The sequence below is a fragment of the Flavobacterium sp. UBA4197 genome (assembly GCF_002379575.1).
GTDB lineage: Bacteria > Bacteroidota > Bacteroidia > Flavobacteriales > Flavobacteriaceae > Flavobacterium > Flavobacterium inviolabile.
In genome coordinates this window covers 84,805-101,951 of record NZ_DFUB01000022.1, presented here as the reverse complement: position 1 = coordinate 101,951, position 17,147 = coordinate 84,805, and the positions used below count along the sequence as shown (strand labels likewise).

The window sequence follows — 17,147 nt, the reverse complement described above, 5'->3', positions numbered from 1 at the left end:
ATATGTGGTATCAGGCCTTAAACTATCAATTACTATACATTTCTATCTGCGATAAAACTGTCGGATCCTGTATTTCTTTATCTCTCGACAGCAGCAATACTTTTGAGATAATTTCGGAAGTTTTCGGATCTTCATCCAGAAACGGCAGAAACAATCTTCCTCTATGCTGCGAATGTACCGGCAATATAGACAGGTATCTTCCCGGCAGTTGATGCACAACGGCACTTCCCAAATGCAGGCTGTATGTTCCGTATGTTCCGTTTATCATTACATGACTTCCTTTAACCTCAACATTCCCCAGTTTAAACAATCGTATGGATTCTTCCAGGATAACCGCTCTCATTTCAATAGTAGAATGGCTACTTTCCGGATCAACACCTCCCACATGGGCAACGCTGACCACCAAATCAATATCCCTCATCACTTCCGAAAAAATTCGGGGATCGATTTCTGAAAAAGGAATGTTTTTATAGGTTTTCAGATCATGAAATTCAACAGTTTCCAATGTCGGGCTTTCAACATCACTTGGGGTAAACCAATCTGCCATGGCATACAGTTTTACCGTATAACCTTCTTTTCTGTAAAGTTTCTGCAATCCCGTTTCATAATCCACTTTCCAGCCTCTGGATTTCAGGAGTGCTACTGTTTTTTTAGGCTGCACCTGATGTCCTTCATATCTTCCTGAAACACCGCCTACCGCCAGCTCATCTGCCGTTGGCACATAGAGTTCCCTGAAAATCTGTTTAAACGGCTGCACCAATTCTTTTTCAAAACAATAATGCTGAAATTCCCTCCATGTTCCGGAAGCATGCAAGTCGTAACAATGGGCAATGCGTATTGTTTCTTCTTTTTGTATCGGGTACAATTCTCCTGCAAAATCAACCAGATTCCCTTTGTGATAGAATCCGATATGAACAGCACTTTCTCTTTCCAGCACAAAAACGAGTTTTTGAAGATGTCCGGCTATTACAGGATGCTGTATCAATACTTCCATTTCTTCAAAATGGAATTCATCACCCCTGATCATTGCTTCTTCCAATCCTTTTCTCGAACGGCTGAATTGTTCCCTCAAAACTTTCTTATGTTCATTAAGAGCCAGAACCGATTTCTCTTTTTTGTATTTAGCAGGAATCGATTTCAGCATTTTTCCTTCTTTAGATACCTCAACATCTGCTTTACCGTCGCTATCCACAACAAGGTTCAGGACAATATCATCGATTTTAATCTCGGTAGCATCAGAAAGGATTTCCAGCACCTGTTTGGTTTCCATAGCCCAGGTTAAACGAATCGGATCCGGATATCCGGCATTTCTGGCGAGATTCTCCATCGCCACCCGTATCGCAAGTGCTTCACTGGCCTGTCGCTGAGCTCCGAAATCCCTGCTTTCTTTTTTAAACTGTTGCAAATACAGGTAACGTCCTAATACGTCTTTTTCAGAATTTGTTTTACTCAGCGGCACCAATCCATATACTCTTAAATAATCCTGATCTCTTTTATCTTTCACTTTGGCGGTAACTTCGCGAATTTTAAGGTCACCCAAGATGGTATCGGCATATAATCTTGCCCTGCGGTGCCCGTTTCCTTCACTGATATACCTGGCGGCGTTATAAACGAGTTCCCAACGTTTTTTACCCAGTTTTTTGTAAGCGCTGTCAAACCATTCTTTATCAACGGCTCCATCTTTAAAGTCATCTACATCCAATGTTGAATATTTGGCGATCTCACTTTCATCTTCAGCATTGCTTTGCTGATAAGCTGCTGTTTTGGTATGGGCATGCATCCACCATATTGCTTCATCAAGTCCGTTCCATCCCAGATAATTACTTATAAATTGCTGCCATTGCGGTGCATATACTGCTGCTTCTATTAATCTGTTTTCCGAAATACCACTATCCCTCATCGCTGCATTAAAAGCGTCCTGGTTATCTGCTGGCAACGGAAAACATTTCTTTAACAAACTGGTGAATAATTGCTGTTTATTCATTTCGGAACCCGACCATGAATAGATATATCCTTTATATAAACTCGCTTTACCAAGTCCGGTCAATAATTCTTTAAAGCGATTAATTCCATAGATTTTTTTAAGGTTTTGTGCAAAAATCGTTACCGGAGTTGCTGAACTCTTCCTTTTTAATTCAATATCAAGCAGGTATTCTCTTATTGTTTCAAAAAAAGGCTTTACAAACGGAAAGTCTTTCAACACATCATCTGCATCTCTGTTATTTTTTTTATCTGCCGACAGCCATTGAATCCTGTTTGGTAGCAGCATCGCAGAAATCAGTTCGTCCTTGGTGACCAGATGCTGTTCATAGGCCCTTGAGAAAACATAAAGCGGCGGCACATTTTTACCAATATTTTCAGCAAGTCCCGAATATTGTTTCCACCGGTATAAATTCCAGACTTTTTTGGCAAGCTCATCATCAGGTTTAAGTTCGATGCCATTGAGAAAAACATTAAAACAGCGCTCAGCCTGCCATCCGCTGCCATACTCGTGCTCATCATGACTCCAACTGTAATAACTCGTTTGTTCCTGGTTTCTTTTATACTTCAATACCGTATCCGGCAATTTGGAATATACCTGAATACAGGCATCCACCAAGTATTTATTTTTCTCTTCAAACGGGTAAATCCCGCCTAAAGCTACTAAAATTTTACTGATCGGATTATTCCATTGATAACGGCTGTTATCAGGATTAGGGATAAAGTCGGCAAAATAGAACACCTCATTTTCCAGTATTTCCCGCCAGGCTTTCCGATCATTTCGTTCTGCAAATGTGAGCAGGAATAAATCTACAGGCTGTAATTTTGAATCCAGATACCATTTTTCCCATAGCTCAAACAACGGATAACATTCGTACTTCTCCCTCAAGGAAAGTCCTTCAAATGAGTACCTCGTTGGTGAGAACCGGTTCCCTAACAGTATTTTCTCTTTTTTTCCGTAATAATCTTCACTGGTATATTCATATTCCTTATTGTTCAAATAAAGCGCACTCAATTGTTCCAAATCAGATTTAATGATGTGCAATGGTTTTGAAAAACCATATTTATTTTCTTTTACCGCTTTTTTATAGTAACTATCTTCTTCTATTACCGGCAAGGCAAAAGGGCTTATTTTTTCCGGATCGTATAAACCATAGCCATTTGCTGCCGAAAGAATCGCTGTTTCGTTATGATCTGAAAGTTGCCGGATTATTTTTTGCTCTTTTTCAGATATTTTTGCTCTTTTATTGAATGCTGCAGTCCAATTTTCAATTTCCGGCAGCAGCCTCGATGCTTCTTTCAATTTTATCATTAGTTCCAAACCGGCCATTCGCTGTTCGCTGTCACCGTTTGTTAACAGATTTGCTATAAAGGCGTTGAGCTGTTCGTCATCCTGCTTTAATATCAGGTCGATCAGGTGCATTCTTAGGGTCACTCCTTTTCTTTTAAACAGTTCAAAAAAAAGGTTTAATTCCTTTTCATTTAATTTAAGAGGCTTTAATGTATTGATGGCTGTTGCCACTATGGCCTCGCCCCTGTCTTTTAACAGCTTAAAGGCAAATTCTCTTTGAAAATCAGAAGGTATATTTTTATTGTTTTTTTCACCATACGAAAACGAATACTGATAGAAGTCTTTCAGGATGTTTCGCGTTAGTGATTCCCTAAGGCTTATAGCCATCCCGGAGAAGTTCTCCATTATCCTGTCCAGTTTTCCCCTGTCCTGTCCTACTAATAAGATCATCGCTTCATAAATATCATTCCTGTTGAATTTTGCTTTCAGCCAGGAAAATACCTTTCCGTCGAATACTTTTTCTTTCTCGCTTATCTGCCCTAAAAGCGCATCTAATTGGTCAAAAAAAGCAGGGAAATCATCATTATTAATATAAAACTCCGATTTCGCATTAGCATTTAAAAGGGGATTCATTCCTTTAAAACAAAAAGCCAGAATCTGTAAATTTGGTTCTTTTACGGCCTGATAGTATAAAGGCATTTCTATGGCCGGATTGTATAATTCACTTGCGAATTTTAACGCCAGACATTTTTTTTCAATTGTTCCTTTGTCAAGAAGTTCCTGTAAGTATACTGCTGTTTTATCAACATCCTCCACTCCCTGTGCCCAAAGCGCCATATAAACCTCAACATTGTTGGTACTTTTTATTGCCTGGGCTATTTTCTCAGGATGATTTAAAAATTCTTTAGCAAATTGTAAGGTTGTTTTAATTGTGCTTTCCTTTTCGGCCTCCCAGCCTAAACCGGTCCAGACATCAACTGCTCTGACGATTGAAGAAAAGCGGGTTAGTTTATGTTCTAAAATAACGTCTATCATGTATTTCAATGCTTCCACATTGGCTTCATCCAAAGCTTCCACAATAACCTGCCGAAGTCCTTCCTGGCGTTGTGCAGCCAGCAGTAATTTCTCTACCAGCAGCCAGCCGGCTTTGTTCTTAGCGTTAAGCAATGCTAAAATACATTCTCTGGAAACTTTTCCGGTTTCACTTTTATTCTGTATAATCTCTTCTAACAGCCTGAATATTTTTTCGTTATTCAAATCGATGGCAGCCGACCATATATAAAAGTTATCATTGCCATAAAACTCATGAGTATAGGCTATATGCTCCTCCATATTCAGATTGTAATAACTGGTCTTTCCTGTTTTATAATCGTACTTCGATAGCGGCTGTAGTATATTGATCAGAAAATTAACCTGATTGATTATTGCAAAATTTTCATCATTGGGAGCTCTGAACGATCTCCTTAAATAACTGCTCTGGTATATTTTATATGGCATTTGCTCCCAGGCATATTTCACATATACTGCTTTTTCTTCTCCAAAGAAATAAATCAGTAAGTCATAATACTCGCGGATATCCCAGATTTTTTCCGGAATCAGATTTTTGAACACCTCAGCTCTTGATGAGCCAAGAGTAATAGCCGCATTTCCATAATATCCGCTTTTATTTTTCTTTATCAATTCCAATCCTAAAGCGGCCGCTTTTTTAGACAGCTTTTTCTTTTTGAACAGTTTAAAAATTCCGGTTCCCTCAACAATTTGCTGAAGCTCTTCCTTATACTGATCAATAGGATTCTTAATTTCTCTCTGCTTTAAAAAAGTTTCAATCGACATGATTACATAATTTAAATATTACTACCAATAACTTCCCACAAGGAAAGTCAGCCTTATAAATGTTAGTTCTTTTTTTTCGCTTAAATCAATGACCTGATTACTGTCTGACATTTCATCATCTCCATAAAAAACAGCATATAATCCATCTTCATAGGACAATAATGCATTTTCCTGAGCAGCCGCAATATCTACTTTGTTCTCGTTATAGATATTTTGAAATCCTGCTTTTCCGGTTTGTGTTAATGCAGAAAGATATTCTTCCGACGGCGAATGTGTTGTATCGTATTCTTCGGTATCGATAGTTTTATTATTATATTCTTCTGCTTTAATCTGAACGATTTTTAAGATCAGCTCCTTTAAGCTTACCAAAACATCCGAATTGTCCAATACAATCTTTTGCCTTTCGATTACCGGACGTTTTTTACCTATTTGTTTAACAACTATATCTAATTCCATTCTATCGTTTTTAAGCATACGAACACACAAAGAGCGTTTCTTTGTACTTTAGTTTTTTCTTTTTTCTGGGGATTGAAAAGATAAGGCGGGAGAATCAAATATAATAATTTTATTTGATTTTCCCGCCCGTTTGGAAACAACATTTTGCTATATAATTGTTACTATTCAGCATACAATTCTTTTCGCATGTTAACCAATATTTCTTTCGCCAGTTTTTCATCCGGCTGATCCTTTAAACAACTCGCTCTGTAAAAGCATTCAATCCGGTTTATATAACTTTCCGCTATTGCCAGCAATTCTTCATACGCTTTTGCTCCTGATTTTATCGCTAATAATTCCTCTCTATTTTCTCTTTTTACATTTAACCGGCCTGTAACCAAAGCTTCTTCGGCCATTTGCAGCAGCCTTATTGTATGCATCATGTTTTTGGAATCGTACCCTCCTTTATGCTGCTGGTTGGTTTTATATCTTTCTTCATTTCTTTTTTCCACCCATTCCCAATATTCCCTATACTCTTTACAATATGAGGAGTACGCGTCAAAATTGAAAAACAGATACGCTTTTTCGTTTTCATTTTTAGGAACAGAAGAAAGACAAACCTCATTAGACTGATCATTTCTCACGATTCCTCTATATTGAAAGGTTTGATCATGATCATAAAACAAGGCATACATCCCTTTTAAATGAGGAAGCTTGATTAATCCGCATTGTTCCTGATTATAGTTTTCCTGCTTTAACCAATTTTTCAGGGCAACCGTTGTATAGCCCTGAACTATAAAGCAAAAATCCATAACATCTTTCCGCGCTATCGGCAATGGGTTCAGTATTTTTTTCTTCAATCCTTTTGCCTTACGTACCTGTGTCATAGCATAACCGGCAAAAGTATCTTTTATCTGTTTAGACAGAAACATCTCTATAGAAAGATTGTTCATGATGGGATGTTTAAACAGAATGCTTTCTTTTGGCGTGGCTAATAGTTCCAATATATTAGGATTGTTTTTTATTAGTAATTCCACAAATCTGCCTAATTCATAATAGACCTCATCATTTGACTCACTATTAACCTGAGCCACATAATCCAACCCGTAAAATTGTTCTTCAGGCAAATAAAACACTCCTTTTATATCGGTATCTGATGCTGCCGTGTCGAGTCCATAGGCTCTGCTACCACTAACACACTCAAACAGTAGCAGTCCTTTCTCTTTTATCTCTTTTATCTCTTTTATTGTCATAACATTCTATTATTTCTTTAAAAAAAGTATCCAGCTGTTCTGTTTGAAAAACATCTTTTCCAAATGCTTTCACCGCTTCCGAAGCTTTTTCAAATTCCTTATTTATAAATACCTGTAACGGTTCTTCTATAACCACTTTAAAATCTTCGACGGCAGTTTCCTTTTGCTTTATCAGAAACATTATCCGTTCAAAAACACTGACTTCCGTTATGGTTTTCATCAGGTTTTCTATTGTCATTGGCGCTATTGTTCCTTTTTCAAGACACCATTTTGCCGCTAATAGCGGACGCAGTATGTAAAACAGTTTTTTGATTTTTATTTCATTGCCCGTTTCTATTGTTGCCGATGCGCTTTTTGCTATTCCCAGATAATGCAAGGTATTGCTTCTTTTGCTGAAAAAATTCTGTGACACTTTCCATAAAGCTTCCCTGAATCCTTCTTCTTCAAAATATATTTGGGGAGATTGCAACCATTCAAAGATTGTCGTATTGGATTTATTCATTAACATCAAAACTTTTTTCAAATCCCATCCATAAACATCCATTACATCTGTTATTGGAAAACTAAGCTGATCTTTATATTCCCTTACAGACAGATAATCTTCTATATTCCGGACATATACAAACCGAACATCATAATCACTGTCCGGTGATGGAAATCCCCATGCGCGGCTTCCGGATTCGCAGGCAAACAGTATTTTTATATTGTTCGCTTTTTCTATTTCTTTTAACTTTTCTATTATTATTGTTTTCATTTTAATTTCTTTTTTATAACCGGGTAACAGGCAAAAAGAGCAGGAATCAAACCTGGTTCGAAGTAACTCCTTTTTAAAACCAGAACCGTGTTTCATTCTGACATTGCAAAGATGACCGCCTATATGCGCAGCATAAACACGTAGTTGTATAAAATTTTAATATTTCTCACAAAACACTAAAAACAAATCAGTTACAGAAATTAATTTTAATAAAAAAGGAAACATGAACAAAAACTACGCAAATACATTGCGCATGTTTTTATTTTTTAAATATATTTGAAGTGATACAGTTCAAAAAATAACGCTTAAACAGCACCTATCTGAATTATGGCAACCAACAAACTGGCCTTAATCCGCTACAAAACCATCGACTATTGCTTAAAAAACCGGTTCCGAAAATGGACTCTGGAAGATTTGATCGAAAAGGTTTCCAATGCCTTATACGAATATGAAGGCATAACTTCCGGAATCAGCAAACGCACCATTCAGGGCGATATCCAGATGATGCGCAGTGACCGTCTGGGTTATAATGCCCCGATAATCGTAACCGACAAGAAGTTCTATACGTATGAAGATCCGGATTTCAGCATTACCAATTCTCCCATCAACACGGCAGACATGGAAAAGATGAAAGAGATCGTTAGTGTTTTAAAACAGTTAAACGGTTTCAGTTATTTTGATGAAATGAGTGATATGATTGCCAAACTGGAAAACAATCTCCACAAATCTTCCGATAAGACCAAGAATTATATACAGTTTGAAAACAACAGGCAGTTAAAAGGAATTGAACATATCAATCCGCTGTATCAGGCTATTTTAAATAAAACACCTTTATTAATAACATACCGTTCGTTCAGGGCAAAAGCATCCAGAAAAGACATCTATCATCCTTATTTATTAAAAGAATACCGGAACCGCTGGTTTTTAATTGCCAAGCCCAAAAAAGGGATTTATCTTATTACGCTGGCATTAGACCGGATTGAAGAGTTCCACACTTCACCCGGGGATATTTTTATTGACTATGAAGGTGTCGATTTTGACCTTTATTTTGACGATACCTTAGGTGTGACAAAAACGTATAAAGACAGGGCTCAAAAAGTAGTTTTACAATTCGACAGGAATATGGCGCCCTATGTGGTAACCAAGCCGCTGCACCATTCCCAGCAGGTTCTCAGTGATAATGAACAGGGAATACTCATCCGGATCGATGTGGTTTTAAATTTTGAACTGGAGCGCGAAATTTTAGGATTCGGCGAATCCGTAAAAGTATTAACCCCGAAACATTTAGTCCGGCAGATCCAACGCCGATTAGGGAAAGCCGCGAACCTTTACGAAACAGCATAAAAAAACCCTGAATTAATTCAGGGTCTTTTTTTAGTATTTATCAGATATTATACATCTCTGTTAATATCCCATGCTTCTAAATAATCTGCAACGCGTTTAACGAAGCTTCCTCCTAAGGCACCGTCAACAACTCTGTGGTCATAACTGTGCGATAAGAACATTTTCTGACGGATTCCGATAAAGTCTCCTTCAGGAGTTTCAATAACAGCCGGTACTTTTCTGATCGCTCCTAAAGCTAAGATACCTACCTGCGGCTGGTTGATGATTGGTGTTCCGAAAACACTGCCAAAAGTTCCCACATTCGTTACCGTATATGTTCCACCCTGAGTATCGTCCGGTTTTAATTTACCGGCTTTAGCACGGTTTCCAAGATCGTTAACCGCCTTAGCCATTCCAACAAGGTTTAACTGATCTGCATTTTTAATTACCGGAACAATTAGGTTTCCGTTTGGTAATGCAGCAGCCATTCCTAAATTGATATTTTTCTTTTTAATGATATAGTCACCATCTACAGAAATATTCATTCCCGGGAAATCTTTTAAAGCTTTGGCAACCGCTTCCATAAAGATTGGTGTGAATGTTAATTTCTCTCCTTCTCTCTTTTCAAAAGCACTTTTAACTTTATCTCTCCATTTTACGATGTTCGTCACATCCACTTCAATAAACGACTGAACGTGTGCCGAAGTCTGAACAGACTGGACCATATAACCTGAAATCAGCTTACGCATTCTGTCCATTTCCACAATCTCGTCACCGCCGTTAACCGAAACCGGAACCGCTTTTTGAGCTGCAGCTTGTGGCTGAGGAGCCGCTTTAGGTGCTTCCACTGCTTTTGCAGGAGCCGCTACCGGTTGGTTTCCTCTATTTTTAACATACTCTAAAATATCATTTTTAGTAACGCGTCCGTCTTTTCCTGTTCCGTTAATCGCTTCTAATTCTGCTACTGAAACACCTTCTTCTTTAGCGATATTTTTCACTAATGGCGAGAAGAATTTATCAGAATCCGAAAAATCAGCCGGAGCAGCAACCGCAACGGCAGCTTCTACTGTTTTGGCAATTTCTGCAACAGCAGCCGGAGCCGCTTCCTGTTTTGGTGCTTCTACAGCACCACCTTCAGTTTCGATGATAGCAATCGTCTGACCAACCTGTACTACATCGTCAACATTGAAAAGAATTTCAACCAAAGTACCGGAAACTTCCGAAGGTACTTCACTATCTACTTTATCCGTAGCAATTTCCAAAACCGCTTCATCCGCTTCAATGGTTTCTCCTACTTTTTTCAACCAGTTGGTTATCGTTGCTTCCGCAACACTTTCCCCCATTTTGGGTAATTTCAATTCAAACTTTGCCATATCTTTAAACTAAAGTTGTGTTTTCCTATTTGGTTTGCAAAATTACTAATTATTTTAATTTATAATTCCACAAAATGCAATTTTTTACACGATTTCTATTATCTCACCTCTGTCATTACTACTGTTACTTCCTATAGCATAAGAAGTGCCTGCCGGAATGATTTTAAAAGTGAAACTCTTATTTTTATTTTCTTCCAGAAAAGCAATAATATCTTTAAAACGGACACCGGTATTATCCAATAGTATCTCGATTTGCTTTTTATCGCTAACCGCTTGCGAAAATAACGCATTTTCATTAATATCATTATGTACGGAGAGCTTTTTTTGCAGTTGCTTTTCCAATTTATTTTTCAGGCTTTCACTGGTAGAAATCAAGGCGTATTCTGCAATATTCCGGACTGTTTTTTTCGATTGGTTCTTTTTAAACGTTGCAAAAGCAAACGTTCCCAGCCGCATAAAAACATCAAAGAAAAGTGACGTTCTAAAGTGTTTTTTGTAAAAGAACTGCATCGCTTCCCGGAAACGCTTCATGTAGGTACCATCTTTTACGGTACTTTCTCCTTTATAATGTATAACGGTAGTGTCGTGAAAGTAATAATTGGATTTTCCGGTCTTTAAAACCAGATAAGACAGGTCAATATCATCCGAATACATAAAACAGTCCTCGTCAAATCCGCCCACTTCCAGATACAGCTTCCTTTCTAAAACCATAAAAGCGCCTACCAGTATATCGACTTTCCCTGTTTCATTTTCCGCTATATGCTGGGCATAATATTTATTGAAGTATTTTGATGCCGGAAAGATTTTATACAAGCCGGCAATCTTGGTAAAAGCGACCCAGGGCGTAGGCACACCCCGTTTGCATTCCGGCAGAAAGTTTCCGGTACCATCAATCAGTTTACAGCCGATAATTCCGGAATCGGGTTGTTTTTCAGCAAAAGCCAGTACTTTTTCAAAAGTATCTTCCGCCACTACCGTATCCGGGTTTAAAATACAAACGTATTTTCCTTTGGCTATCGCAACACCAATATTATTCCCTTTCGGAAAACCCAGATTGTCTTTATTCGCGATTAAAGTAACGTCGGGAAAACGCTCCCGCATCATCTGACAGCTGTTATCCGGTGAAGCATTATCGACTACAATAATCTCACCGTCAATATGCTGCAATGCCTTTTGGACACTCAAAACACATTGTTCTAAAAAATAACGGACATTATAATTAAGGATGATAACCGATAACTGCATGCAACAAATATAATTAGTAAATTTTCAAAACGGAAAGAATATATACAACTGCTGCATTTTTTAACCTTTGCTCACAGCAATACCATGAAAAACTTCCGCCTCATACTCCTCCGGTTTATCATCGCTCAAAATCCATCCCTGTGTTCTGGTTTTATACAGCTTTTTGATATGGATAATCGTATTGGCACAGTTACGCTTTGCCAGTGCTTTAAATTCTGCTAACAATTTCTCCTGTGGAGTATCTTTTGCACCTTCTACCTGTATCAGTCCTATTTTAATATAATCAAAATCTGTTTTTTCCCCTTCAAAATACAACGCTACGGTTTCCGGCAGCTTTTCACAAACCGGAGCAGAGTCCATTAATGGGGTAAACGTTTCTTTTGTATAGGTTCCATAACTGCAGGAATGCAGCATTAAAGTACTGACTGCCAAAGCCAACACGGCTAAAGACTTCTTTTTCATTATAAATGCTTTTAAAAATGGTGTCAAAAGTAAAAATTTTCCTGCTTTACGATTATCAAAAATTTCCAAAAAGTAAATAACAAATAAAGCTTACTTTTGCAAAAAATATCCATCGTGAATTACCTTTCTGTAGAAAATATATCCAAATCATTTGGCGAACGTGTTTTGTTTGAGAATCTTTCGTTCGGAATCAATAAAGATCAAAAAATTGCTTTCATTGCCAAAAACGGCTCTGGAAAAACAACTATTATGAGTATTATTAATGGTTTGGAAGAACCGGATACCGGCCAGGTAGTTTTAAGAAAAGGAATCCGGATGGCGTTTTTGTCGCAAAATAATAATTTGCAGGAAGAGCTCACGATCGAAGAAAGCATTTTTGCTTCCGATAATGAAACCCTTAAAATAATTGAAGCGTATGAAAAAGCGCTGGAAAATCCGGATGACGAAGAAGCTTATCAGAAAGCTTTTGACGGAATGGATCAGCATAATGCCTGGGATTTCGAAACGCAATACAAACAAATTTTATTCAAATTAAAACTGGAGGATTTTAAACTAAAAGTTAAAAATCTTTCCGGTGGACAGAAAAAGCGTCTTTCATTAGCCATCATTCTGATCAACCGCCCGGATTTACTGATTCTGGATGAGCCAACGAACCACCTGGATCTTGAAATGATCGAATGGCTTGAAAGTTATTTTGCAAAAGAAAACATCACGTTGTTTATGGTAACGCACGACCGTTTCTTTTTAGAACGTGTTTGTAACGAAATCCTTGAATTAGACAACGGAAAACTATACCAGTACAAAGGAAACTATTCCTATTATTTAGAGAAAAAAGAAGAACGGATTGCTTCTGAAAATTCCAGTATTGATAAAGCCAAAAACTTATTCGTAAAAGAATTGGAATGGATGCGCCGTCAGCCAAAAGCGAGAACCACAAAATCGAAATCCCGTCAGGATGATTTTTACGTTATCAAGGAAAAGGCACAAAGCCGACGTAAAGAAAACCAGGTTGAGCTGGAAATCAACATGGAGCGTATGGGAAGTAAGATCATCGAGCTTCACAAAATTTCCAAAAAATTTAAAGACCACGTTATTCTTGATAACTTCAGTTTTGATTTTCAACGGGGAGAACGTATCGGAATCATCGGTAAAAACGGAACCGGAAAATCAACTTTTTTAAACCTTCTTACAGGGACACTTCCGTTAGATAGCGGTCGTGTTGTAAAAGGGGAAACCATTAAAATTGGTTATTACACCCAAAGCGGAATCAATCCGAAACAAGGTCAGCGTGTTATTGATGTCATCAAGGAATACGGCGAATATATTCCGCTAGCAAAAGGACGTATGATTTCTGCTTCACAATTATTGGAGCGTTTTCTTTTTGATCCAAAAAAGCAATATGATTATGTCGAAAAATTAAGCGGTGGTGAATTAAAACGACTGTATTTATGTACCGTTTTGATTCAGAATCCAAACTTTTTAATTCTCGATGAGCCTACAAATGATTTGGATATTGTAACACTAAACGTTTTGGAAAGCTTCCTTTTAGATTATCCGGGCTGCCTGCTTGTTGTATCGCACGACAGGTATTTTATGGATAAAATTGTGGATCATTTATTCGTTTTCAGAGGAAATGGTGAAATTGAAAACTTCCCCGGAAACTATTCCGATTTCAGAGCTTATGAAGACAGTGCTGATGTTGCACAGAAAGAAGAAAACAAAGCCGAAAAGAAAGATTGGAAGCAAAATAATCCAACCGGAAATTTATCGTTCAACGAACAAAAAGAATATCAAAAACTCGAACGGGAAATCAAAGATTTAGAAATGGATAAAGCTAAAATCGAGCAATTATTCTCCGATGGAAAAGTTGCCGATGACAGCATCGAAAAGAAAGCGAATGAGCTGCAAAACATTATCAATAAAATAGAGGCCAAAGAAGAACGCTGGTTTGAACTTTCAGCAAAACTGGAAGGATAATTTCCGCAACCCTCAAAGGAGAAAACAAATATACTTACACCTTTAAAAAATATTTTTTACATGAAACACCTTTTATCAGCACTATTAGCCTTAACCCTTTTTGTTTCTTGTTCTAAAAACAAAAAAACAGAAATGATTGATTATGTTGCCCAAAACGAACAGGAAATCAGTGATTATATAGCTAAAAATAAATTAGATGCACACAGAAGTGATTCCGGTTTATATTATGTGATCAAAGAACCCGGAACCGGATCACAGCCAACCGCATCCTCTAATGTAACAGTAGCCTATAAAGGCTATTTTACAGACGGAAAAGTATTTGACCAAAGTAGTCCCGATGGGATTTCTTTTGGCCTGGATCAAGTTGTAAAAGGATGGACAGAAGGCATCCCTTATTTTAAAACCGGAGGCAGCGGTATCCTTTTGGTACCTGCTCATTTAGGATATGGAAACAATGACTACAGCTCTATTCCGGGAGGTTCAGTACTTATTTTTGATATTAAATTAATTTCAATAAATTAAATCCATTTTTCACCATATCATTACTTAAGCAATCATATAAAGCCTGAGTAAACCAATAAAATCCGATTTAAGCAAATAAAAACCACAACAGTATTATAGCTGTTGTGGTTTTTATTTTTACTGCATGTAAAAAAACTACCAGGGAATCGGATTATAATCTTTTAAGAATTTCCCACACCAGTGTTTTCCGGTATTGATTCCATCAAATAAAGGATCCATAACTCTTGCAGCACCATCTACAATATCTAATGGCGGCTGAAAATCTTCCAGTTCTTGTTTCTTTTTCGCTAATTCGGCAGGATCTTCATCCGTTACCCAACCGGTATCTACAGCATTCATAAAAATACCATGCTTTGCTAACGTTCCTGATGAAGTATGTGTTAACATGTTCAGAGCCGCTTTTGCCATATTTGTATGTGGATGGCGGTCTTCTTTAAAAAAGCGATGAAATTTACCTTCCATAGCCGAAACATTTATAATGTGTTTTTGCCCCGTATTTTCTTTCTTCATTACTTCCGAAAGGCGATTGCACAATACAAAAGGCGCAACCGAATTTACCAGTTGCACTTCAATCATTTCCGTTGTTTCTATTTGTCCTAATCGCAAACGCCAGCTGTTCGTTTTTCGCAAATCCACTTGTTGTAAATCCGCATCGAGTTCTCCTTCCGGGAAAACTTCATTGGCCACCAAAGCATTATCAAAAGAATAAGGAATCTGAGATAATTTCGCCGAAGCGCGCAGTCCAATTCCGGGTTCAGGTCCATGCCAGGTTACCGGCATATTTTGATTGGGAGAAGCGCCTGAAGTCAATATTTTTAATTCATCCAAACAATTTGTATGATCTTGTAATAAATCCTGCACTTGTTTCGGTAAAGTATTGATTACACGCTCTTCATTTTCCATTAAATGGGTATAAAATCCAGCAGGACGTCTCACGGTTTGTGCAGCGTTGTTGATCAAAATATCCAATCGTTCGTACTTTTGCTCAATAAAATTGCAAAAGATCTCCACACTGGGAATATGTCGTAAATCCAATCCGTGGATTTTTAAACGATGCCCCCACTCCATAAAATCTTCTTCTTTAGAAAACCTCAAAGCAGAATCAACGGGAAAACGGGTTGTAGCAATTACAGTCGCTCCACCACGCAAAAGCATCAAAGTAATATGATATCCTATTTTTAAACGAGAACCTGTTATAACAGCTACCTGTCCTTTTACATCTGCCGTTTGGAAACGTTTGGCATAATTAAAATCACCACAATCGCTACACATTGTATCATAAAAGTGGTGCATCTTCGTGAATTTCGTTTTACACACATAACAATTTCTGGGTGTTTCCAACTCTAATTGTTCCTTGTGAGCAAGATCGTTATACGACAATAATTTTGGCGCAACAAATATACTGGCTTCACGGGCATGGCGAATTCCGGTTTCTTTACGTGCCGTTTTATCTTTCTTTTCCTTTTTACGTTTGGCGGCTTCTTTACCACCTTTAATCCGTCTGAAAAACTCGTCTCTATCCGGTCTGGAAAACCTGCCAGCCTCTTTAAGCAAAGCAATTCTTTGCGCTTTAGGAATCTCAAATATCTGATCTGTATCCGTATTCAATTGTGCCAATACAGCAATACAGCGATCAATTTCTTCCGGAGTTATTATAGTATTATCCTCTATTTCTTCCTTCAACATCATAAAATGTGTATTATTTCAAGGTCGCAAATATAATCTTTTAAAGTAGCGATAAAACGTCTTCAACCTTATTACCATTTACCCATTGCCTCTTGCCTCTTGCCTTTTACCTTTTACTAATCACCTTTCCCTATTATCTTTCCTAATTTGTATCTTCGCACTTCTTTGTAAACATTTTTATGCTATTTCAAATACAATCCTATTTAAAATTCCTCCGGAACTCCAAAAATCAGCACGGAGTTCACTCCCCTTTTGTTTTCAGCCTGATAACCAAATGCTTTTATGACAGCAAAGCAAAAGCGGAATACGGGATTTTAAAAAAGTACAGACAAGCCCTTTTAAACAATAAAACACATATCCGGATAACCGATTTCGGTGCCGGATCAAGAGTCTTCAAATCGGATAACAGGCAGATCGCTCAGATTGCCAAAACTGCAGGCATTACAAAGAAAAGAGCAAAGCTATTATACCGGATAGTTCATTATTTCCAACCCGATACCATCCTGGAAATAGGAACATCGGTCGGATTAGCGACATCCGCATTGTCATTAGGCAATAAAAAAGCAGCCATAACCACCCTTGAAGGCTGTCCGGAAACAGCAAAGGTTGCCCGGGAAAATTTCAGCCAATTCAACCTCGCCAATATCCATTCCGTTGTATCGGAATTTGACGCCTACTTTAAAGAAAACCTGACCGGCGACACAACATACGATTGTATCTATTTTGACGGCAACCATCAAAAAGAAGCAACACTGCATTATTTTGAATTACTGTTACCCACCATTACCAACGATACGGTCTGGATTTTCGACGACATTCACTGGTCAGAACAAATGGACGAAGCCTGGCAGCACATCAAAAATCATCCTAAAGTAACGGTAACCATCGATACTTTCCAATGGGGATTGGTATTCTTCCGCAGGGAACAGGAAAAAGAACATTTTACAATTCGTGTTTAACAGGATTATTTTGTAACATTTCTAAAGTTTATCCAACTTATAGGATATTACGAA

The 17,147-nt window shown here is 37.8% G+C and carries 12 protein-coding genes; 4 read left to right on the top strand and 8 right to left on the bottom strand.

From position 1 onward, the window contains the following. Positions 1 to 25 precede the first annotated feature (25 nt). The 4 genes from B3394_RS12955 to B3394_RS12940 form a co-directional block, all read right to left on the bottom strand. Entirely contained in the window at positions 26 to 5,104 is a 5,079-nt protein-coding gene (locus tag B3394_RS12955) for a DUF4132 domain-containing protein (protein WP_286925064.1), read from the bottom strand. 21 nt (positions 5,105 to 5,125) lie between these two features. Continuing rightward, positions 5,126 to 5,560: a hypothetical protein gene (locus tag B3394_RS12950; protein ID WP_286925060.1), complete on the bottom strand. Its 435-nt coding sequence runs from the start codon at positions 5,558 to 5,560 to the stop codon at positions 5,126 to 5,128. A gap of 161 nt (positions 5,561 to 5,721) precedes the next feature. Beyond that, complete coding sequence (locus tag B3394_RS12945; protein ID WP_286925055.1) at positions 5,722 to 6,792, bottom strand: DNA polymerase beta superfamily protein; 1,071 nt, start codon at positions 6,790 to 6,792, stop codon at positions 5,722 to 5,724. Next, positions 6,740 to 7,546, bottom strand: a complete 807-nt coding sequence (locus B3394_RS12940) for a nucleotidyltransferase domain-containing protein (protein ID WP_286925050.1) — start codon at positions 7,544 to 7,546, stop codon at positions 6,740 to 6,742. Before B3394_RS12940 ends, B3394_RS12945 begins: the two co-directional genes overlap by 53 nt. Before the next feature lie 327 nt (positions 7,547 to 7,873). On the opposite strand from B3394_RS12940, the gene B3394_RS12935 reads away from it, so the two are divergent. Then, entirely contained in the window at positions 7,874 to 8,890 is a 1,017-nt protein-coding gene (locus tag B3394_RS12935; RefSeq protein ID WP_286925043.1) for a helix-turn-helix transcriptional regulator, read from the top strand. 47 nt (positions 8,891 to 8,937) lie between these two features. On the opposite strand, the gene B3394_RS12930 is transcribed toward B3394_RS12935, so the two are convergent. The 3 genes from B3394_RS12930 to B3394_RS12920 all read right to left on the bottom strand — a co-directional run bounded on the left by B3394_RS12930 (position 8,938) and on the right by B3394_RS12920 (position 11,949). Next, positions 8,938 to 10,242 (bottom strand): dihydrolipoamide acetyltransferase family protein, encoded by a 1,305-nt coding sequence (locus tag B3394_RS12930; protein WP_177733017.1) that lies wholly within the window; start codon positions 10,240 to 10,242, stop codon positions 8,938 to 8,940. Positions 10,243 to 10,326: 84 nt separating this feature from the next. Next, positions 10,327 to 11,487 (bottom strand): glycosyltransferase family 2 protein, encoded by a 1,161-nt coding sequence (locus B3394_RS12925; RefSeq protein WP_286925035.1) that lies wholly within the window; start codon positions 11,485 to 11,487, stop codon positions 10,327 to 10,329. A gap of 60 nt (positions 11,488 to 11,547) precedes the next feature. Further along, a complete protein-coding gene (locus B3394_RS12920; protein ID WP_273246811.1) occupies positions 11,548 to 11,949 on the bottom strand; it encodes a hypothetical protein in 402 nt (133 codons plus the stop codon). Between the two features lie 114 nt (positions 11,950 to 12,063). Between B3394_RS12920 and B3394_RS12915 the strand changes: the two genes are divergently transcribed. Both B3394_RS12915 and B3394_RS12910 read left to right on the top strand, forming a co-directional pair. Next, a complete protein-coding gene (locus tag B3394_RS12915) occupies positions 12,064 to 13,926 on the top strand; it encodes an ABC-F family ATP-binding cassette domain-containing protein (RefSeq protein ID WP_273246810.1) in 1,863 nt (620 codons plus the stop codon). Between the two features lie 60 nt (positions 13,927 to 13,986). Beyond that, on the top strand, positions 13,987 to 14,448 hold the full coding sequence (locus B3394_RS12910; protein WP_273246809.1) for an FKBP-type peptidyl-prolyl cis-trans isomerase: 462 nt from the start codon (positions 13,987 to 13,989) through the stop codon (positions 14,446 to 14,448). Positions 14,449 to 14,583: 135 nt separating this feature from the next. Here B3394_RS12910 and B3394_RS12905 read toward each other — a convergent pair whose 3' ends face one another. Further along, positions 14,584 to 16,134 (bottom strand): SDR family NAD(P)-dependent oxidoreductase, encoded by a 1,551-nt coding sequence (locus B3394_RS12905; RefSeq protein WP_286925585.1) that lies wholly within the window; start codon positions 16,132 to 16,134, stop codon positions 14,584 to 14,586. Positions 16,135 to 16,313: 179 nt separating this feature from the next. Here B3394_RS12905 and B3394_RS12900 point away from each other — a divergent pair, with 179 nt between their 5' ends. Next, positions 16,314 to 17,093, top strand: coding sequence for an O-methyltransferase (locus tag B3394_RS12900; RefSeq protein WP_286925019.1), 780 nt, complete (start codon positions 16,314 to 16,316; stop codon positions 17,091 to 17,093). The last annotated feature ends 54 nt before the right edge of the window (positions 17,094 to 17,147 follow it).